This window comes from Dyella sp. 01L423, assembly GCF_056399945.1.
In genome coordinates this window covers 990164-1010920 of the sequence record NZ_JBFTSI010000002.1, presented here as the reverse complement: position 1 = coordinate 1010920, position 20757 = coordinate 990164, and the positions used below count along the sequence as shown (strand labels likewise).

The 20757-nt window shown below is 62.7% G+C and carries 11 protein-coding genes; 4 read left to right on the top strand and 7 right to left on the bottom strand.

Annotation, left to right across the window (positions count from 1 at the left end):
• Both AC1DMY_RS11045 and AC1DMY_RS11040 read left to right on the top strand, forming a co-directional pair.
• The coding region (locus AC1DMY_RS11045) for a M3 family metallopeptidase (RefSeq protein WP_477164996.1) at window positions 1-993 on the top strand (993 nt) is incomplete at its 5' end.
• 166 nt (window positions 994-1159) lie between these two features.
• Window positions 1160-2206, top strand: coding sequence for a hypothetical protein (locus AC1DMY_RS11040; RefSeq protein ID WP_477164995.1), 1047 nt, complete (start codon window positions 1160-1162; stop codon window positions 2204-2206).
• A gap of 380 nt (window positions 2207-2586) precedes the next feature.
• Here the strand turns inward: AC1DMY_RS11040 and AC1DMY_RS11035 are convergent, their stop codons facing one another.
• On the bottom strand, window positions 2587-3621 hold the full coding sequence (locus AC1DMY_RS11035) for an alpha/beta hydrolase (RefSeq protein ID WP_477164994.1): 1035 nt from the start codon (window positions 3619-3621) through the stop codon (window positions 2587-2589).
• An 867-nt stretch (window positions 3622-4488) separates the two neighbouring features.
• Between AC1DMY_RS11035 and AC1DMY_RS11030 the strand changes: the two genes are divergently transcribed.
• Window positions 4489-7293, top strand: a complete 2805-nt coding sequence (locus AC1DMY_RS11030; protein ID WP_477164993.1) for a helix-turn-helix transcriptional regulator — start codon at window positions 4489-4491, stop codon at window positions 7291-7293.
• A gap of 62 nt (window positions 7294-7355) precedes the next feature.
• Here the strand turns inward: AC1DMY_RS11030 and AC1DMY_RS11025 are convergent, their stop codons facing one another.
• The 3 genes from AC1DMY_RS11025 to AC1DMY_RS11015 all read right to left on the bottom strand — a co-directional run bounded on the left by AC1DMY_RS11025 (window position 7356) and on the right by AC1DMY_RS11015 (window position 12061).
• Window positions 7356-7751, bottom strand: a complete 396-nt coding sequence (locus AC1DMY_RS11025) for an STAS domain-containing protein (RefSeq protein WP_477164992.1) — start codon at window positions 7749-7751, stop codon at window positions 7356-7358.
• Complete coding sequence (locus AC1DMY_RS11020; protein ID WP_477164991.1) at window positions 7741-10065, bottom strand: SpoIIE family protein phosphatase; 2325 nt, start codon at window positions 10063-10065, stop codon at window positions 7741-7743. The genes AC1DMY_RS11025 and AC1DMY_RS11020 overlap by 11 nt, the downstream gene beginning before the upstream one ends.
• A 319-nt stretch (window positions 10066-10384) precedes the next feature.
• Entirely contained in the window at window positions 10385-12061 is a 1677-nt protein-coding gene (locus AC1DMY_RS11015; protein WP_477164990.1) for a PQQ-dependent sugar dehydrogenase, read from the bottom strand.
• Window positions 12062-12264: 203 nt separating this feature from the next.
• Here AC1DMY_RS11015 and AC1DMY_RS11010 point away from each other — a divergent pair, with 203 nt between their 5' ends.
• A complete protein-coding gene (locus tag AC1DMY_RS11010; RefSeq protein WP_477164989.1) occupies window positions 12265-14382 on the top strand; it encodes a TonB-dependent receptor family protein in 2118 nt (705 codons plus the stop codon).
• Between the two features lie 47 nt (window positions 14383-14429).
• On the opposite strand, the gene AC1DMY_RS11005 is transcribed toward AC1DMY_RS11010, so the two are convergent.
• The 3 genes from AC1DMY_RS11005 to AC1DMY_RS10995 form a co-directional block, all read right to left on the bottom strand.
• A complete protein-coding gene (locus tag AC1DMY_RS11005) occupies window positions 14430-15977 on the bottom strand; it encodes a M56 family metallopeptidase (protein ID WP_477164988.1) in 1548 nt (515 codons plus the stop codon).
• 5 nt (window positions 15978-15982) lie between these two features.
• Complete coding sequence (locus AC1DMY_RS11000; protein WP_477164987.1) at window positions 15983-16351, bottom strand: BlaI/MecI/CopY family transcriptional regulator; 369 nt, start codon at window positions 16349-16351, stop codon at window positions 15983-15985.
• Between the two features lie 221 nt (window positions 16352-16572).
• Window positions 16573-20484 (bottom strand): autotransporter outer membrane beta-barrel domain-containing protein, encoded by a 3912-nt coding sequence (locus AC1DMY_RS10995; protein WP_477164986.1) that lies wholly within the window; start codon window positions 20482-20484, stop codon window positions 16573-16575.
• Window positions 20485-20757: the final 273 nt, after the last annotated feature.

Genomic DNA, 20757 nt, shown 5'->3' with positions numbered 1-20757 from the left:
AAGCCGTACTTCGAGCTGGACAACGTGCTGCAAAATGGCGTGTTCTACGCCGCCAACCAGCTCTACGGCCTGACCTTCAAGGAGCGCAAGGACATCCCCGTCTGGCAGCCTGACGTGCGCGTGTTCGAAGTGTTCGACAAGGACGGCACGTCGATGGCGCTGTTCTACTGCGACTACTTCAAGCGCGACAACAAGCAGGGTGGCGCCTGGATGAGCAACCTGGTGGCGCAATCCAAGCTGATGGGCACCAAGCCGGTGGTGTTCAACGTCGCCAACTTCACCAAGCCCGCACCGGGCCAGCCGGCATTGCTGTCGTTCGACGACGTGATCACCATGTTCCACGAGTTCGGCCACGGCCTGCATGGCATGTTCGCCAATTCCGAGTATCCGAGTCTTTCGGGTTCGGCGACGGCGCGCGACTTCGTGGAATTCCCGTCGCAGTTCAACGAGCATTGGGCCACCGATCCGAAGATCTTCGCCAACTATGCGAAGAACTATCAGACCAAGGAGCCGATGCCGCAGGAACTGGTCGAGAAGCTCAAGAAGGCCAAGACCTTCAACAAGGGCTACGACATGACCGAACTGCTCGGTGCCGCGCTGCTCGACATGAGCTGGCACAGCCTGAGCGCCGATGCGCCCAAGCAGGACCCGGACAAGTTCGAGATGGACGCGCTCGCCAAGGCCAAGATCAACCTGAGCTACGTGCCGCCGCGCTACCGCTCCAGCTATTTCCAGCACATCTGGGGCAACGGCTATGCCGCCGGTTACTACGCCTACCTGTGGACTGAAATGCTGGCCGACGACGCCTTCCAGGGCTTTGTCGACAAGGGTGGCCTGACTCGCGAGAACGGTGACCGCTTCCGCGCGATGATCCTCTCGCAGGGCAACACGCAGGACCTGGCCACCATGTACAAGAACTGGCGCGGCAAGGACCCGAGCATCGAGCCGATGCTGCTCAATCGCGGTCTGAAGGAAGCGCCGCCGAAGAAGTAATGACTTCTTGGTATTGAACGGGGAAAGGGTCGGCTACGCCGGCCTTTTCTTTGGGCGGCCATCCATGGCGCCCTGGTCACGAAGGTCATCCGCTTCCGACCCATGGCGGAGATTAGACCTGCAGAGTACGGGCACAATTCAGTGGGTGGTTTGCACAGAGGTATGCATGAGCGCAGGCGGAAGGTTGCGGTTCCAATGGTTGCTGGCCTTGGTTGGTCTCTTGCTAGCCAATGCCTCCTGGTGTGGTGATATCTCCTACATCGCCGGTAACGACCCGGAAACCGTGAGATTCAATCACGAGGCTACACAGGCCTTCACCAGGGGCGTTGACCTGGCCCAGGCCATAGAAGTCGGCAACGAGCTGCTGGCCCATACGAGCGACAAGGGGCGTGCCCTGGCGCTCAAGCAGCTCGTCGCCACGTTCTACACATTCGCCGGGCGCTATGACAAGGCGGCACAGACCTATCCCTTGTTCTCACAGGCTGCGGCCATTGCATCGTTGTCGAAGGAGCACGGCGTGCCCCAGTTCGCGGATGCGGCAACGTCCATCGCGGCCATGGCAAAGGGTCGCCGCGCCGTATTCATCAACGAGAACCACGGAGCGCCGATTACGCGGCTGCTTCCACTCCAACTTCTCCCCAAGCTGCGCGCGGAGGGTTTCCAATACCTCGCCCTGGAAACGCTTAATCGTGCCGATGCGCCGGTGGCGCATGGCTGCATCGGCCTCGTCGACCGCGACCTCTGCCAACGAGGGTATGCATTGGACAACGTGGCAACGGGCATCTATTCGCACGATCCCGTGTATGCCGCGCTCATCCGCGAGGCGATCTCACTGGGCTTCCATCTCGTCGCTTACGACGTGTTTGACGCCGGGGATGACCGAGCCAGGGATGCCGGCGAGGCGAGCAACCTGGCGAATATCTACAAGAATGACCCGTCGGCAAAGATGCTGGTGGTGGCAGGCTTCGACCACGTGGCCAAGGAAGACACGAACATGGCGATGGTGTTCAGGCGTATCACGCAGATCGACCCGTTGACTAAGGCGGGCCAGGCCGTTAGTGATCCAATCACGCAACTCGATGCCATCCGGTGCGCTCGAAGGGATTGGATCTGGGGTGGCGTTATCTCCATCGCGGGGTTCGCGACCACGCTGGCCCAGCGTCTTGCTTCCTACGCAATAGGCGATGCCAAAAATCCAGGTGGATACGAGTGATGCCTGTCGAAAGTTCGCTGCCTCTTGCCCGACGACCCGAAAACATTCGTTGATGACCTCATGAATGATTTCAGGGTGTCGGGTCAGGTGGTAAAGGAAGTCACATAGCCTCTCGCGGTAGCTGTAGTAGAGCGTCGCCAACGCGTTTCGATCGCCATGGGCGACGCGTTCGAGAAGCAGTCTATCCCTGGCTTCGGCAGCTTGCTTTCCATCGGAACGGGCATTCATGGACTTTCTGATACCTGCGTTTGCCTGCCGGCCGGCGGTGCAGTCTTGATATCCGACATGGGGGCGTCGATCTGGACATTGCACAAGGCGCAGACCCGGGCCATGGCAAGAAGGCGGCACCCACGCGCCGCCTTCTGCTTCATTCCTTTGAATCACTGTGCCAAATGGGCTTTGATCTCGGCGGACATCTGACGGATCGCGGCCTGCGGCTCTTCAGCGGCCTGGATGCCGTTCAGCAGCACGAAGTCGTGGATCATCCCGTTGTAGCGCGTGGCGATCACCGGGACGCCGGCCTCTTTGAGCTTGCGGGCGTAGGCTTCGCCTTCGTCGCGCAGCGGATCGTTTTCCGCGGTGATAACCAGCGCGGGCGGAAGCCCACTCAACTCACGCAGGCTGGCGCGCAGCGGGGACACATAGGGGTTGTCGCGGGTCTTGCTGTCGGGTACGTACAGATCCCAACCGTATTTCATGAAGGCGCGGGCCAGAAAACGCCCTGTGCCGAATTCACGGTAGGAGGCGGTAGCCATGCCGGCGTCGGTGGCCGGGATCATCAGCACCTGATAGCTGATCTTGGGGCCATTGCGATCCTTTGCCATGAGCGCCAGCGCTGCGGACATGTTGCCGCCCACCGAGTTGCCAGCCACTGCGATGCGGCTGCCATCGGCGCCGAACTCATTCGCGTGGGCCGCGACCCATTTGAGTACGGCATAGGATTGATCGAGCTGCGTGGGGAAGCGAGCCTCCGGCAGGGCGGTGTACTCCACAAACACGCCGATCTGGCCGGAGCCAACCACCAGATCGCGCAACAGTCGCTGATGGTTCTGGAAGTTTCCGACGATCCACACACCACCATGAATAAACAGCAGCACGCCCGGTGTACCGGTCACCTGCTCAGGCTTCATGATGTAGACCTTCACCGTCTGATGGTCCTGAGTGATGGTCTGCTCGGTGACCCTTACGCCCGACATGTCGACGAGCGTCTTGTTCTGCAGGCCCGTCAGAATCTCTTGCGGCCTGGGCTGGGGAAGCTCCCAGAATGGATTGGAGTCTTTGTTGATTTCGCGCAGGAAGGCGCGCACTTGGGGATCGATCCGGGGATCGGTTGAGGCATCGGGCTCTGCAAAAACGGCTTGTATCATGAGGACTGCTCCCACGGCTCGTGTTGCGATGGAATAGACGCGCTTCATGGTCGTTCTCCATCCAAGAATTGGACGGAGAGAAGCTAGTGGGGGAGCAGTGGGCGGCGCTTCTGTCATTTGACCAGTCTGATGACTGGGCACGGGCAGGCGAACTGCCAGCTGTATTCTGAAAAGGTTGCCGCATGTAGGCCACCGGCAGGCAAGGAGGCGGTGGATGTGCAGCGCAATCTCTACGCAGAGAGAGCAGCTTGCTCAGCGTGAGGATCGATCAACGAGTGGCCTGATCGCACTGAACCATGAACGCACGCAAATACAGGTTGATCGCAAGAACCTTCAAAACACGGCTGCACAAAAGCGAAGGCGTATCGAAACGAATCTGCTTCCATGGGACTTCACTCCATTAGTCCAGCCTTTGCAGAGGCCCATGCCGGCGAGTGCGCAGAGCAATCGCCGCGCTTGGCGGCCGACACTGCCGGCATAGATCACCGGCCATCCGTATACATGAGTGATGTAATTTAAATACTGTCTGCTGCGATCTTTAATCGCGTTTCACGCAGCACGATCGCTGCGAGCATTGTCAGCTTTGCCATCGGAAAAACCGCCACTTCGAGCAATAAAGCGGGGACCCGCCCCGTCTGCACAGTGAAGCCTGGAGCTAGCGGACAAAAGCAATTCTTCCCTGTAAGCGTATCGACAGGGTTAGGGTCAATGATCGAGCGGATGCCACAGACGCGCACCTAGCCTGGTCGCGGCGACTTACCCGAGCGGCCGTTGCCCGGCAACATCCAAGCTCACGCATGTGCAAGACCCAACATCAGACATACGAATGCATTCTGCTAACTTGGCGGCCTTTAAAGTTCGCCGGCCAAGTGATGTTCGACATTGTTTTAGTAGCGCGCCTGCGCCGGTTGTGGGATGAGCAAAAGCACAAGAAATACCCGCCCTGAAGGGCACGGAAAGTGCACGAGCGCCGCCCGATCTGCATCGCTAGCCCTGCATGGTCGACACGAGGACATCGCCCTCATCGACCATCTGTTCGATCGGATCGATCAAGGCGGAGCGGCGCTAGTTATCAGCGGCGAGGCCGGTATCGGGAAATCCGCGCTGCTCGACATAGCCAAGCACCGCGCAAGCCAGCGCAATTTCACCGTACTGAACATGACCGGCGTTCTCGCCGAAGTCCATTTGCCTTACGCTGCGCTTGAACAAGCGCTACGTCCATTCGGCAAGCAGATTGCAAGCCTGGTGCCTCACCAGCAATCGGCATTGTTGTCCGCATTCGGCATGCAAGATGACGGCAGGGCACCCGACCTTTTCCTGGTGGCGCTAGCGACGTTGTTTGTGCTGAGCGAAAGCGCCACATGCGCCCCCATCCTGTTTGTTGCAGACGACGTCCAGTGGCTGGATCAGGAAACGTATGACGTCCTGTCTTTCATCTCGCGCCGGCTCAGTTCGGACTCCATCATTCTCCTGGTTGCCATACTCGATGGCTTTGATCGCCCATTCGGCGACTCCGACACCTTGCGACTGAGGCTTTCGGCGCTCAACGATGCCGACGCGGAGCTGTTGCTGGACGCCCACGCGCCAGGTCTTGCGCCCGAGCTGCGCAGCCGATTCCTCATGGAGGCTGCCGGAAACCCTTTGGGCCTGCTGGAGCTGCCTCACGCCGATCGCACGACCGATACTTGCGACACGGCGTGGCTTCCCTTGACGGAGCGCCTGGAGCGCACCTTCTCATCACGCCTGTCCGATCTTCCCGATACGGTCCGCACGCTGTTGTTCGTGGCGGCGGAAAACGATGAAACCTCGCTCGAGGAAGTTCTACGGGCCGGCAACATGGTGCTGGGTGAACGCGTGGGCGTGAATGCCCTGGCGCCGGCAATCGCCGCCAAGCTGATCGAGGTTGATAGAACGGAGGTGCGCTTTCGGCATCCACTCGTTCGTTCCGCGCTCCATCAGGTAGCCGGCCTGGCCACACGCCAACGGATTCACGCCGCACTCGCGGCGACCATTCGCGGTCAGCTGGATCGTCAACTGTGGCATCGCGCGGCTGCCATCATCGGCCCGGATGACGAGCTCGCCGACCAGCACGATCACATGGCGGAGCGTGCCGTGCGACGTGGCGCCGTTGCGATGGCTATCGAGGTACTTGAGAACGCGGCACGGCTAAGCACGGCCGCAGAAGCCAGAAACCATAGGCTCTTGCGGGCTGCCGAACTTGCTGCCGATCTGGATCAACCGGAAGTGCTGGATCGCCTGCTGCGCCAGGTCGACGTGGACGAGTCGGACAAGCTCGCGACGGTGCGTATCGATTGGTGCCGAGAGATCAGCAAACCCCCGGCGGTGTATGACCCCGCGAAAGTTGCGGCACTGGTTGGCTTCGCTGCGCAGGCCAATGCCGCCGGCGCCAAGGACCTAGCCATCAATCTTCTCTGGCGCGCCGCGCAACGCTGCTGGTGGAGCAGTGCGAGCGAAGAGCTCCGTGCGAGCGTTCTGGTTGCGGCAAACCGGTTGGGTTTGCCAGACGGCGACCCGCGCATGATCGCCATCTCCGCCTATGTGGAACCGCTTCGGTGCAGCCGGCGCGTGCTCAGTGCGCTGCAACAGCTTTCACCGATCGATCACAGCGATCCTTCGATCGCACGAATCCTCGCAACCACCGCCAACATCATTGGCGCGTTCGATTTCAATGTGAGCCTGCTCGCCGAATTCAGTGCCACGCTGCGTGCGCAGGGGCGGCTGGGCGAACTCGCCCGCGTGCTCTTTACGCGCGGATGGGCCGAAATGGAAATCGGCAATTGGGTGGGCGCGATGCGAGAGGCCGAAGAATCCGCGCGCCTCGCTGAGGAGACCGGTGAAACCTTGTGGATGGCGGCGGCCACCATCCTGAAAGCCATGCTGGTGGGCATGCAGGGCAACCTGGACGAATCCGAGGCGTTCGCCGCGCAGGCGGAGCGCCTTCTGCTACCGGCGGGCGCCGGCTTTCTGCGCGCGATGTTGCAGATCGCGCGAGGCGCGTCTGCCATCGGTGCGGGCCAGCATTGGTTGGCCTATGAGCAACTGCAGCGCGTCTTTGCGCCCGCCGACCCAGCCTTCAATTCAGGGCTGGAGTCTTTCGCGCTGGCGTATTTCGTGGAAGCTGCCGTTTTCTCCGGCAGCCCCGAATCGGGCCGTCGTGTCATCGATCAGATCGAGCGCGCCGCAGCGCCGACGCCCATGCCATGGGTCCAGACCATGCTGTGCTACGGCAAGGCATTGCTCGCTGCGCCCGAAGACGCCGAGCACTGGTATCTGCAAGGCCTTGGACCGGCCGCAAAACATTGGCCGTTCCTGCGAGGACGTCTTCTTCTGGCTTATGGCGGATGGTTGCGGCGCCAGCGCAGGTCCGCCAACGCGAGGGCTCCGTTGCGTGAGGCGCGCGAAATCTTCGATGCGCTCGGCGCCTCACCCTGGAGCGATCGTGCGCGCGAGGAGCTGCGCGCTTCGGGCGAATCCAGCCGCCAGCGAACCGAACGCATCTGGGAAACGCTGACCCCGCAGGAGCTTCACATCGCGCAGCTCGCCGCCGAAGGGCTTTCGAACAAGGAAATAGGTACCAGGCTGTACCTGTCGCACCGCACGGTTGGATATCACTTGCATCGCATTTTTTCGAAGGCCGGTATTACGTCTCGGTCGATGCTGGGTGCCATGCTCGCGGGAGTCGAGAATCCGGCAAGTTGATGGTCGATCTCGTCCGTGGATTGGTGCGGCCGCAGAGCAGTACGCCATCTCATCCCGACGGTTCAGAGGTTGCCGGCCGGTTCGTCGCCGGTGATCTTGCGCTGCATGCGATCGAGATACTCATCGAGCTCCTGGGCGTTGGCGAACACCTCGTTCACCGGCACCGCTTTGACAATGTCAAATACCTTGCGTACCTGGGGCTGGGGGTTGAGCAGGAGCGTGTGTCCGTTGCGTGCGCGCATGGTTCGACGGATCTTGGCGATGCTGCGCAGGCCGGCGCTGCTGATGTAGTCGAGCGCGGAAAGATCCAGCACTACGGTGCTTTCCTCGGGAATGCGCGGGAGCACGTCCAGCATGGCGAGATCAAAGTCATTGAAGGTCTGGGCGTCGAGCCGGCCATGGAGATGGAAGATCGTTCGCTTGGGCGACTCGTGTTCAACGTTCAGGCTAAACGTCATGGTCTGGCTCCGGTCGTGCGGGATGGAGGAAGCGTAGTTGCAAGTGGTTGCCATGTTCGTCATGGCTGTAGCTCAGTTCACTGGCCATGGCGCGCACCAGGTGGATGCCCAGGCCACCGACCTCGTCGGCGTCGGCCAGATCGCCGGTGAGCGCAGGCATGGGCACCTGCAGTGGATCGAAGGGATGTCCATCATGGTGCAGATCGATCATGACGGCGTCGTCGCCCAGACGCATGTGCAGTTCTATCTTGCGGTCTGCACCGCCTGCGTGACCGTGCTGCACCATGTTGACCATGAGTTCCTCCAGCACCAGGCGGACGTCGTCCCGCACGGCGGGCGACACGCCTTGATCGCGCAGCGAGGCGTCGCAGCGATCGAGCGTGTCAAACACATCGTCCATCGACGCATGGATGGTCAGGTCGAGCATGAGTGCGTTCCCGTCGGCAAGGGCATGATGCCAGTTCAGGGCGAGGACGGTGATGTCGTCGGCTTGCCCCGCGCCTTCCGCGAAGCGGTCGACCTCGGCCAGCAGGCCGGCAGCGAGATCGGAAGCGGAGCCCGACGGGGACCGCCCCAGGCATGCCAGCATGCGTTCGGTGCCGAACAACTGCTGCTCGGTGTCGGTCGCCTCGGTGATGCCATCCGTGTAAAGCAGCAGCGTCTGGCCGGGCCGCAGCCGCAGCGTCCGCGGGGGATAGCGGGCCTCATCGTCAAGTCCGAGCGCGGCACCGGTGTCCAACTCAACCAGGCATACGCCGTCTGCGTCGCAGAGCACCGGCGGCTCGTGCCCTGCGCTTGCCATCACCAGTTCGCCGGTCGCCGTATCGAGCATGCCGCACAGCAGGCTCACGAACATGCAGCTGTCGTTATTGCGGCAGAGTTCGACGTTGAGCATCGACAGCAGATGCTGCGGCGATCGCGCTCGCGGTGCCAGCGCCTTGGCGAGCGTGATGGTGCGCGCCATGAACAGTGCCGCGGGAATCCCCTTGTCGGAGACGTCGCCTACCATCACGCAGAAGCGCCGTTCGTTGAGCATGAAGTAGCTGTAGAGATCGCCGCCCACGGCGCGGGCGGGCCGAAGCAGCGCGTGCAGCTCGAAGTTCTCGCAGTGCGCGTCGAGGTAGTGCTCGCCCGGCAACAGCGCCGTCTGAATCTGGTGGGCGATGTCCAGTTCGCTGGCCAGGCGCTGCTGTTCCTTCGCGTTGCGGGTCAGCTCGGCGATGTGCAGCGCCAGCTCCGTGCGCATGCGGTCGAAGGCCTGGGTGAGGCGGCCGACTTCATCGGGAAAGCGGGGAGGGGGCAATTCGAAAGCCAGTGCGCCGCGCGCCACCTGCTCGGCGCGCGAGGCCAGCGTGCCCAACGGGGTCAGGATGCGTCGCGTCACCGCCAGCGTGACCACGGCCAGTGCGAGCAGGGCGAGCAGTCCCAGCAAAAGCGCTTGAACGAACGCCTGCCGCACGCCGGCGTAGATCTTGGTCTCCGGTATGGCGAGGCCGAAGCGCCAGTGGGTGCCTTCGATGGGCACGAAGTAAATCCACACCGGCTTGCCTTGAGCCTGCGGGTTCTGCGCGACGGCCAACCGCACGCGGCTGGCCTCGCGACTGGCCAGCGCCTGCAGCAAGTTGTCCTGGCCCCGCTTGCCGACCAGGGCGGGGTTGTCGTGTGCTAGATACGCACCGCTTTCGTCCAATACGAAGGCATAAGCACCGATGGGTTTGCCGAGCTCTTTCAGGATGCGGCTCAGCCAATCCAGCGAGACGTCCGCATTGATCAGGCCAGTTGGATGGCCACCCGTGCTGATCGCGACGGAGTAGTTGATCATTTCGCGCTTGCGCGACTGCGAGTAGAAATGGCGTTGCCAGCATCCTTGCGTGCAGCTCAGGCCCGCCAGAAACCAGTTCGTGTCCCAGTACGGGTTGTTGTCCTTGCGCAGGTCGCGCCAACCCAGCGAGCCGTCGTCCTCGCGATTAATAAAGGGCGAAACGGGTGGATTGTCAGGGGCGGGCACGAAAGCCGCAGCCAGGCCGGAAAGGTCGGCATTACGCGCGAGAGCGCCGCGCAGCGTGGTCCCCGCGCCGTCCGGATGCGTGCCCACCACGACGGCCAGGGTCTGAGCCGTATCGGCCACGCGAGCCAGGCGCTGTTCGATCCGGTTGCCAGCTTCATTGGCGAGCGCGGTTGCTTCGCCATGAGCCTTCTCCAGGATTTGCTCGCTCACTCGGTAGAACAGTACGCCACCGGCAATCGCCAGTACCAACACGGAGCCGGCCAGCACCCAGAGAGACAGCCGCGTAGCGATGCTGCGCAAAATCATGGCGAAACCCCTGTAGACCCGGCCATTCAGCCACGCGGGGTCCTGTTTCAGCAAGACAGCTGGACGGCTGTTGTGCGCTGTGCCGCACTTGGTCTCGGGCCGTGCGTGCTGCGCCTGGCCCGGATTCCAACACGCAGGCAACCGTGGGTTACTGTTTGCAACGCCTTGGCCGTGCCTCTATTGGCGGCTATCGGTGCCGATGCCGATCATTTTTCGCTGTGGCTGGTGGTTTTGACGCCTGCTTTCGACCCAACTGCGGACCTCGATTGATGGGTCTCTTCGAGCCGCCGTGCGTATGCCCATGACCGCAAATGACGACTCACTTCGCGCCGTAACTCACCCGCCAGATCACATTGGACCCATCGTCGCTGACCAGCAGCGAGCCGTCGCCGGCCGTGGTGATGCCGACAGGGCGGCCCCATGCCTGGCCGCTGGGCAACACGAAACCGGTGAGGAAGTCCTCGTGGTCGCCGCTGGCACGTGCAGTGCCGTGGCGTGGCACGCGGATCACTTCGTAACCGACGCGCGCTGAGCGGTTCCATGAGCCATGCTCCGCCGCGAAGATGTCGCCGCGATACGCTTCGGGGAACTGAGCGCCGTCATAGAAGGTGAGTTGCAGCGAGGCGTTGTGCGGATTGAGCAGCACGTCGGGCACGATGGCCTTGCTGGCCAGTTCCGGGTGCTTGCCGGCGTGGCGCGGGTCCTGATGGTTGCCGATGTACCACCACGGCCAGCCGTAGAAGCCGCCTTCCTGCACGTGGGTGATGTAGTCGGGCACCAGGTTGTCGCCCAGGCCGTCGCGCTCGTTCACCGAGCACCACAACTCGCCGCTCTTGGGATCGACCGCGAGCCCCACCGCGTTGCGGATGCCACTGGCGAAGATATGCATGCCCGAACCATCGGGCTTGAACACGAGGATGTCCGCACGGTTCTTCTCTTCCGGCGTGGTGTCCGTATCGTCCACGTTGGATTTCGAGCCGACCGAAACATACATGCGCGCGCCATCCGGCGAGAAGGCGATATCGCGCGTGGAGTGACCGCCATCGCTGTGCGGCAAATCGGCGATGTGCTCGGGTTTGCCCGATGCCTGCACATCGCCGTCCCTGTATGCGAAGCGCACGACGGCATCCGTGTTGCCCACGTAGATCCATTGCGGATGGACGGCTGGATAAAACGTGATGCCGAACGGTTCGTTAAGGCCAGTGGCGTAGACGTGCGTTTCCTTCGGATGGCCATCGGCGGCGATGCCGCGGAACATGGTAATGCGGCCCGCCCCGGTCTCGGCTACGAACACGTCGCCATTGGGCGCAGTGCGCAGCAGGCGCGGATTGTCCAGGCCGGTGGCGAACAGCTCCACCTTGAAGCCCGGAGGCGCCTTGGGCCATACATCGGCCGGACGTTCCACGAGTTGTGGCGCATTGCCGGCCGACTTGGTGGCGTACGGCTTGGGCAAGTCGGCCGCGGTGATCTTGCGGCTGGTGCCCGGCGATTCGTAACGGAAATCCGTGAATGGCGGCGTCGGCGCGGGCCAGTTGCCGGGCGTCATCGAGGCGACTGCCTTGGGCGCACCGGCGGCGGCCTTGCCGGGTTCCAGCGAATCCAGGTACGTCACGATCTTCCAGCGCTGCTCTTCGCTCAGCGAGTCCCACGCAGGCATGCCGTTGGATACGTCGCCGTGCGTGATGAACCAGAACACGGCACCCGGCGGAGCCTTCTTCACCGTCGCGCTTGCCAGCGGCGGTACGTTGCCGTTGCCTTGGGCAGCTGCGCCATGGCACGCGGCGCAATACGAGCCGTACAGCGTCTTGCCGTCGTTGGTTGCGTCCGCCTTGCCGGCGTAGGGGTTGGGCGTGTTGTCCGTGGAGGCGGGCGCATTGTGGAAGCGCGCCACATCCTGCTGGGCCAGTGCATGCATGGAAGTCATGCCGATCAACGAGGCAAGCGCGATGAGCGCGCCGGCACGGCGGGACTTGGGGGCGGGCCTTGAGCCGTTCATGTCGTTCCTCGGGGATGGGGCAAAGGCACTGTCATGTAAAGGTCACAGGCGTCAAACGGACGTCCAGATGACATGACAAGGCCGTAAGCATGCCCTAGCGCGAGGGCGTGTGGCGCATGTCGTGGATGACATATTTGTCACTTGCATCCATCGACATGCTTTCGTGATGATAGTCTGCTGCCTTCGATGCCTTGGGAGGGGCGATGCAGTTGCGGCGTGTCTACCTGATGATCGGCGCTGCCTGCATGGCGAGTGGGTCGTGGGTAGCCTGTGCACAGCAAGCGACGCTGCCCGCGGTGCAGGTCAATGCCAGTCGCCTCGATATGCCGCCGCTGGATATTCCCGCGGCGCTGAGTGTCGTCAAGGTGGCGCCCGCGGAGGTCGGCAATCCTGGCGTCAATCTTTCCGAGATGCTGGTGGGTGTGCCGGGCATCCTGGCGCGTGACCGGCAGAACTATGCGCAGGATGAGCAGATATCCATTCGCGGCTTCGGCTCGCGCAGCACCTTTGGCGTGCGCAGCATCCGCCTTTATGTCGACGGCATTCCTGCGACCTTGCCGGACGGCCAGGGGCAGGTATCGCATTTCGACTTTGACGTAGCCGATCGCGTGGAGGTGTTACGCGGCCCGTTCTCTGTGCTCTACGGCAACGCCGCGGGTGGCGTGGTGCAGCTGTGGAGCGCACCGGGCACAGCCACGCCGCAGACCACGCTGGGCGTCTACGCCGGCAGCTATGACAGCTTTCGCTATCTGGCCGATACGCGCGGCACCGTCGGCGCCATGGATTACAACGTTGCCGCTTCGCAGTTCATCTCGGGCGGCTACCGCGACCATGGCCGCGTCAACCGCCAGACGGCGCATGCGCGCCTCGGCTTCGAGCTAGGGCAGGGGCAGACACTCACGCTGGTGATGAACCACCTGGATCAACCCGTGGCGCAGGATCCGATGGGCCTCACCAAGGCGCAGCTGCAGGCGGATCCGCGGCAGGCGTCGCCTGCCGCGGAGCAGTTCGACACGCGCAAGAGCACTCGCCAGGACCAGTTGGGCCTGATCTACGAACGGCCTTCTGGTGACGACGGCCAATGGCGCGCAATGGTGTACTACGGCCAGCGCGAGATCACCCAGTACCAATCCATTCCCGTGGCAACACAAGCGAATCCGTTGCAGCCCGGCGGCGTCGTGCAGCCCGACACGCACTACGGCGGCGCGGACCTGCGCTGGACGCATCGAGGCGACTGGCTGGGCGGCGATTACGAATTCGTCCTTGGGGGAGGTGGCGACTACCAGCGGCAACATCGCCTGGGTTATGAAAACTTCGTGGGCGGCAGGCTGGGCGTGAAAGGTGCGGTGCGTCGCGATGAGGACGACAACGTCAACAACGTGGACGCGTATGCGCAGTGGTACTGGCACTTCGCGCCCGCGTGGGCGTTGATGCTCGGACTGCGGCGTGATGACGTACGCTTCAGTGCGCACGATTTCTACGTCACATCGTCCAATCCCGATGACAGTGGCCACGTGAACTACGCGGCCACCACGCCGGTGGTCGCCCTGCAATGGCGGCCAGGGGATGACCTGCGGCTCTACGCCAGCTACGGCGAAGGCTTCGAAACGCCCAGCTACAACGAGCTGGGTTATCGCGGCGATGGCGCGCCGGGCCTTGCCCTCGACCTTCGGCCCGCACGCAGCCACAACGTCGAGCTGGGCGCCAAGTGGCAGGCGACACAAGCGCTCGCCTTCAATGCGGCGCTGTTCCGTGCCGATACGCGCGACGAACTCGCCATCGATACCAGCGTCAACGGGCGCACCACTTATCGCAATGTGCCGGAGGCGAGGCGGCAGGGCGTCGAGCTGTCGATGGACGGCGAACTCGCGCCGTCCTGGCACCTGGTCGCCGGCTACACGCACCTGCAGGCACAGTTTCGCAGCGGCTTCCTGACCTGCATCGCCACGCCATGTGTCGCGCCGAACGTGCCCGTGCGCGCAGGCAGCCGCATGCCGGGCGTACCAGAAGACTACGGCTCCTTGCTGCTGCGCCATAGCGGCGACGCGCGTTGGAGCCAGGGCCTCACGCTTACCGCTGCGGGACCGACGACGGCCAACGACTTCGGCACGGCGCGCGCGGCCGGCTATGTCGTCGCGGATGTTGACGTAACCTACAGCTTCCCGTTGGGGCAGGCGACGCGCATGCAGCTGAGCGCCCGCGTGAACAACCTCGCCGATCATCAGTATGTGGGGTCGGTGATCGTCAATGACGGCAATGGCCGCTATTACGAACCAGCCCCGGGCCGGACGTGGATGTTCGGCGCGAGGCTGGTGTTCTGAGGAATTGAGTCAATCCGCGGGTGAGCTGTCACTCCGCGGAGGATGGCTCACGGACGGCGGAACGCACCGTCGATGGTTCCGTTGGGGCCGAGCACAAAGGCAATTTCCTCGGTGCCATTCTGATGGCGAACCAGGTACTTGTCCCATCCCTGGGGCGTGACTCCAGTAAACTCGTGGGACGTCACCGGACCAAGCCCGCCTAAGAAGGCATCGGCGCGCGGCTTCTGTTCGCGCATGAGCGCAGCCAGATCTGGGCTCAGGCGTGGGGCGTCAGGATTATAGGCAAGCAGGATCTGCAAGACCTGCTCGCTGTCGGGATAGGGCTGCTGGGCGCTTACGCGTGCGCCGAGTGCGGTCTCAATGCCCTGGGCCGTTGCCGCATCGATGCGGGGCGCCATGACGTGGTGGCCGTTCTGGTAGAACTCCATGGCGGTGCTCTGGCCTTGCGCATTCACCACGAAATTCAGATGCGCATTGACCACTTTCAGGAAGAACGCAACATTGCTGCTCGGATAAATGGGAATAAATCGTTGCCCGGTAAGTTGCGTGGATAGCTGCGAACCTTCCAGCTTCACCGTCATCACCGAGTACGGGCCGAATCGATAGGTACCGACATAGTTGGCAAGAATGGCGGGACTCACATTCACCGTTTGCTGCGCCGAGGCATCGGCCGCATTGGGCGGAGTCACCTGCGCCGCGAATGCCGCCATACCCGCTGCCGCACCGATCATCGCCAGCGCGGACAAGCGAGCCCGCTTCCCTGGTTTAAGCAACATGATTTTGATCCTTTGCTCGAGAAATGATCCGGACTCCGACATGGCAGCCACGGCACCTATGGAACGGGACTGGTTCTGTCCCACTTGAATCAACGTTTCGCAGTAACCCTTCACGGCCGACCCGCCGCGGAGGACGCGGGCGTCGCAATCCACTTCGATGGCGCGGCGGAGCCGATGGAATTGCCACCACAGCGGCAAGTTCCAGGGCATGGCGACCAGAAAACACAGTGCGATGGAAAGCACATGGGGATCGCCCGCGTCCAGATGCGATTGCTCGTGTGCAAGTACAAATCGCTGCCGCGCGGCGGGTTCGCGCAATAACCAGCTTGGTATGGCGATGCAGGGGCGAAGCAAGCCGACGACGGCAGGACCTACATCCGGGGCGATCAGAACGGGTGTGCCCAGGAGGTTTCCCCGCGACCACAAACGCTTGCGCCAATAGAGCAGGCTGCCGCTGAGTATCAACCCAGCCAAAACGAGCATTGAAGTGGCCAGCCAGATCCCATGGAACAAGCTCTCGAGTCGATCGGGCGCGATCCTGGCATCCTGCATGCCGTGATCGAGCACTGCCATGGGGAGGTGCACTGAGGTTGCCTCGCGCAGCACGATCCGTTCCTGGACGCGTGCCTGCTTGATCAGGCTTGGCATCTGGATCGTGACGTTGGGGATGATCACCGGCAACAGCAACGACGCGATCATGGTGATCAACCAGATCCAGCGCTTTGATGTCTGGCGTTGCCTGGCTGCGTGTTCGGCGATCAGCGCCGCCAAGCTCAGGAGTACGCCAACGACCAGTACATATCCGATCATGGAGAGCATGGCGGTTACTCCTTGTCGGACTGTGCGGCCAGCAATTGGCGCATGCGTTTGATCTGCGCCGGGCTCAGCTTCTGGTCGGACACCAGGTGTGTGAACAGCAATTCCGCCGAGCCCTTGAACAGTTTATCGGTCAGATGCTGCAGGGCGTTCTTGCGCGCCGCCTGCTGCTTCACGCTGGCGAAGTAGCGATGACCGCGTCCTTCCTCTTCGTGTCCTACATAGCCTTTCGCTTCCAATGTGCGAAGCACCGTGAGCACGGTGGTATAGGCGAGGGGATCACTCAGTCGCTCGCGGACCTCCGCAACGACCGACGGGCCGTGGTCCCATAGCACCTGCATCACATCCGCTTCCCGGTCGGTGAGCGAGATCTTCATGGCGACGCATCCATCTACTATAACGTTAGTAGATTCTAGGCCTCGTTCCGCGATTGTCAACTAGATCATTAGTAGATGGATGGGGCGCGGGTCCTGCGCCCGGCCGACCGCGGTTTGGCGGGGAGTCGTCGGGGCAATGAATTCTCAAGCACGGTCGCGTCGGCTTCCGATCCATTGCAGACATTTGGGTGACCTTGCGTGGCGGTGCCTGCGCCGGACGCTCACCAGTTCCAGCGCATCCCCAGCTTGCCGTCCCATGCGTCGAAGCTGCGGCCAAAGCCTCGCTGATAGCCCAGGTTGGCGTATAGCGATGTCTTGCGACCCAGCTGCCAGGTCATCCCGCCGTTGAGTTGCCACCAGGTGCCTTTGATATTGGAGTGGAAGGGCACGTATCCATCGGCTGATGAGAACTCGGTGATCGGTTGGCCTTTGAACTCGCGCCAGAGATTCAAGCGCAACCAGCCCGTGAACAGTCGGCGGATGCCTTCGGACGTAGGCTCCAGCGTCCAGGTGTTGGCCCAGCGAAAGCCCAGGCGCGCAGCGAGCGAATCCATATTGCGATAGCGCACCAAGGCAGCGGGATCCTGGCTATCGCCGTTGTTGATGGTCTGGTAAATGACTTGCGCCTGAGGCTCGAAGACCTGGGTGTCCTTGTGGAATGGATAGCCGCCTTCAAGCGATCCCGCCCAGCCGAAGCCGCTGTGATTCAGATCGAACGTACCCACCGAGCGAGACGTCGCTTTAGCCCACGTCCCTTGCCATACGGCGTCCAGATATTGGCCCTGGTCCCAGAAGTGGCTCCAATACAGGCCAAGCGACGGTCCTTTCACTTCATCGCGGCCGGCCTTGATGCCGTTGTAGTTGGTCACGTCGCTGGTAATGCGGCCATATCCCAAATACAAGCCGCTGTGGTCGCGCTGGCCGTTATCGTGCTCTTCCGCGTAGACATCGAGCCCCACTTGCAAGGCAAGGATGTCGTAATCGTAACTGGGCCCCTTGCCATAGATGCCGCGACGGTCGCCGTCTACATCGCCGCTTTCACCGATCACGCGGGCCCACGAGCCATTGAACGTGTCGTCTTCGCGCAGATCGTTACGGCTGCGCAATTGCTCTTCTTCGCCAACACGTTCATGAAGATTGCCCAGCATGGCCCAGCCATAGCGCAGCGCCAATGCAGGCAGCGCTGCATCAAGCGACACCTCCGCGCGATAGTTGGGGATGGGAGGCGGTGCCGGCGGGAAGGGCGGCCCCGGCGGTGCAGGAGGGCCGGGCGGCGAAGGTGGTGCGGGAGGATTTGGCGGCACCGGCGGTGAAGGACACGGTGGCACGGGCGCTGAAGCCGAAGCACAATCGATCGACGATCGGAGATACCAGGCTTCGGCATTGCTCCCATCGCGGCTTCCACGCGCCAAGGTGTATTGGAATGGACCCGCCGCCACGGCGTGAGCAAGGGAGAAGGCCGTTGCGATCGTCGTTCCGCTGTTGATCGCGTCGACGACCAGAATGCCGTTGCCCGTCGTCAAGGCGCCCCGGCCACCTGCATTGGCGATGGCGAGCAGCGACTGGCCGGTGGCGGTGCCACCATCTATGACGAGCCTGTCGGAGGGTGATCCATCGCCGGCAACTACCGTGTTCAACCCGATGAGGCTTTGCCCTTGACCCACATAGTTCACGACGGTGAGCGTCTTGAACACGTTGGCTATGGGTGCGGAGAAGAGAATCTGGCTGGGGTCGTTTACCAGGTTCGTGAGATTGGAGTCGCCCGTGAGGTTCCATACGGTGTTGTCCCGCAAGGTCACGTTCGAGACACTGCCTGGCTCGGTGACGGCGGCGCCGGTAAGCGTGGAGCCGCTGACGTCTACATTGCCTAAACCCGGCGTAGTTACCGGTGCACTGACCTCCAGAAACGCGACTGGGGGAATCGGAGCATCGGGATTATCCAGGTCGATCGGCGGCATGTTGATCGGCGGCTCGGGCGCTCCAAGCAGCGGGAAGTCGGAGATCGTCCCTACATGCAGCCACAACCCGCTTCCCGAGACACTGGTGCGCGCCAGCGAAACGTTGGCCGGTCCTGCGATGCCGATCGTCGCTCCGGTGACATTGGTTAGCGTGCTATCGGTGAACGATGCCGTGGGCACGCCCGTGCCATCACCGACCGCGAACAAAGCAGAAGAAAGTCCTCCCGTGGGCTTGAGCGTGGCGTGATCCCCGATGATATGGCCACCGGTTTCTGCCACTGCGCCATGAGCTTGGTCCCCAGTCGGTGCCAAGATCGTGTTGATCAAGGTCACGGAGCTCGGGTCGCTTCTGGCCACCGCGCCATGGGCCGCCAGGCCACCCGTGGCAACGTTGCTGCCACTGGCGATCACGGTACCCCCGGAAATGGCGCGCAGTCCGGCGGCATAGTCACCGTGCGTTGTGATCGAGGTGCCATCGAGCGTCACGGTGGCCGGCGCGTCGAGAAAGTGCCGTTGCGCCTGGGCGCCATAAGCATTTGCGCCAAAGGTTTCGATGGTGAGTTGCGAGCCGTTGATGGATGCCGGGAACTGGCTACCCGCTTGCTCGACGGTGGAGTACAGGCCCAGCGAGACATCGCCTCGTGTCTCGATGTGGTTGCTGGTGAGCGACAAGCTGCCGCCGTCATCGGCGACAGCGGCCATGCCACCGGTGCCGGTCGTGAGCAGGGTGGTGCCGGAGCTGACCAGCACGGCACCGGGATTTCGGGCGGTGAGTGCGTGAGGATAACTTCCCAGTCGCGCCCCCGTGCCAGCGTTGCCCGTGGTCGTGACCGATCCATTGGTCAAGTTGATCGTTCCACCCAGATCCGCCAGAACGCCCATGGCGTTCTCATTGCCGCTCGTCACGACAACGAGTCCCGACGCCGTGATGGTCGAACTGCCCGCCACCACGCCGGCGGCATTGACACCCTGGGTGGAGATGGTGCCTCCGGTTATGTTTGCGGCAGCTCCCAGCGTCGTGCGTAGGCCATAGGCAGTGGCATTGGTGGTCGATACCGTTGAATCGGAGAGCGTCAGGCTTGAACCGGTTCCCGAAATTTCCGCGCCAAGCAGGGCGAGTTGATCGGCGGTGATGGTGCTCCGCGCCACATCGACGACAGCGCCATCGAACACGGCCAAGCCTCGCGAGCGAGTACCGCTGATCGTCATCGTTGCATCGGAGATATGTGCTACCGCATTGGCTCCGCGCGCATCGAGTCCATTGTTGCGCGAGGCATTGGTGATCACGGCGCCGCCGATGCCGCCGAAGGTCAGCTCACTGCCGCCAGTCACTTTGAGTGCGGCGGCAGGATTGGTGTCGGTGGCGCCCGCGCCCGTGGCGTTGATGGTGGAACTGGTGAGCGACAGTGTTCCGCCCAGCTCGGCCAGGGCGCCATAGCTTCGCAGGCCCGAGGCCACGATCTGGATGCCGGTTCCTTGAATGGAGCTGTTGGCCCCGGTCGATTGAAGAGCGTGACTCCCGAGCGGTGCATTGAGCACCGTCTGGCCTGATGTCTGGACCACGGTGCCGCCGCTCAAGCTTACCTGGCCACCGCTTTGCGCCAGTACGCCGTCAGAGTTGGTGGAGCTGGTGGTGATGCTGCCGCCCGTGAAACTGATGCTTCCGGCATTGATCGCTTGCAAGCCCACGTTGCCGCCAACGGCTCCGGCGCCGCGTGTCGTGACGCTCGATGACGCGAGCGTCACCGTGCCACCGTCGGCGAGAATGCCAATGTTGCTGTCGGAGTTGCCCGTGGCCGGCCCCACGATGATGGACGCGCCCGTGCCTGTGATCTGGCTGCCGGCGCCGAGTGAATACAGGCCTCGTTGTCCGGCCGCATTGGCGCCCGTGCCTGTCGTGGAGAGCACGCCGCTATTGAAGCTGATCTTGCCGCCCGCTTCGGCGCGAAGTCCGTTCGCGTTTCTCACGGCCCCTAGCCGCACAGTCACACCGTCAGCGGTGATCTGCCCGCCGGTATTGATCGCATACAACGCATTCACCGTCGGCGCGGCGAGCGTAATGATGGAGCCAGGTGTCGCCGTGCAAACGGTGCCGTTGACGATGACCGGGCCTGCAGGGCATGTCTGGCCCGAGGCCGAACGAGCCAGGCCGCCGGCCAGGAGTGCGACAAGCATCAACCATGGGCCCGCCCCATGCTGAGCATGGCGCCGCGGAAGCGACGCTTCGATGGCCGCGGAAAGAGTGTCTCCATCAGTCGCGCCTGCACCCGGCGACACCAGCGATTCGCTGGTGAATGGGATATGCCCCTGTGGCAGGTGAGCCATACCAAATGCACCCATAGGCGTATCAGCGATAGATAAAGCGCACAGCTAAGTGAATCGGGCGGACTGCGCTTGCGGAAACGGGCAGGCGGACGGTGCGCTGGGCAGTGTCTGTCCCGCATGCGA

What these genes read in the sequence shown, in the direction of transcription:
- AC1DMY_RS11040 (WP_477164995.1), top strand. Translation starts at nt 1,160, where the DNA reads ATGAGCGCAGGCGGAAGGTTGCGGTTCCAATGGTTGCTGGCCTTGGTT.
- AC1DMY_RS11035 (WP_477164994.1), bottom strand. Translation starts at nt 3,621, where the DNA reads ATGAAGCGCGTCTATTCCATCGCAACACGAGCCGTGGGAGCAGTCCTC.
- AC1DMY_RS11030 (WP_477164993.1), top strand. Translation starts at nt 4,489, where the DNA reads ATGAGCAAAAGCACAAGAAATACCCGCCCTGAAGGGCACGGAAAGTGC.
- AC1DMY_RS11025 (WP_477164992.1), bottom strand. Translation starts at nt 7,751, where the DNA reads ATGACGTTTAGCCTGAACGTTGAACACGAGTCGCCCAAGCGAACGATC.
- AC1DMY_RS11020 (WP_477164991.1), bottom strand. Translation starts at nt 10,065, where the DNA reads ATGATTTTGCGCAGCATCGCTACGCGGCTGTCTCTCTGGGTGCTGGCC.
- AC1DMY_RS11015 (WP_477164990.1), bottom strand. Translation starts at nt 12,061, where the DNA reads ATGAACGGCTCAAGGCCCGCCCCCAAGTCCCGCCGTGCCGGCGCGCTC.
- AC1DMY_RS11010 (WP_477164989.1), top strand. Translation starts at nt 12,265, where the DNA reads ATGCAGTTGCGGCGTGTCTACCTGATGATCGGCGCTGCCTGCATGGCG.
- AC1DMY_RS11005 (WP_477164988.1), bottom strand. Translation starts at nt 15,977, where the DNA reads ATGCTCTCCATGATCGGATATGTACTGGTCGTTGGCGTACTCCTGAGC.
- AC1DMY_RS11000 (WP_477164987.1), bottom strand. Translation starts at nt 16,351, where the DNA reads ATGAAGATCTCGCTCACCGACCGGGAAGCGGATGTGATGCAGGTGCTA.
- AC1DMY_RS10995 (WP_477164986.1), bottom strand. Translation starts at nt 20,484, where the DNA reads ATGCTTGTCGCACTCCTGGCCGGCGGCCTGGCTCGTTCGGCCTCGGGC.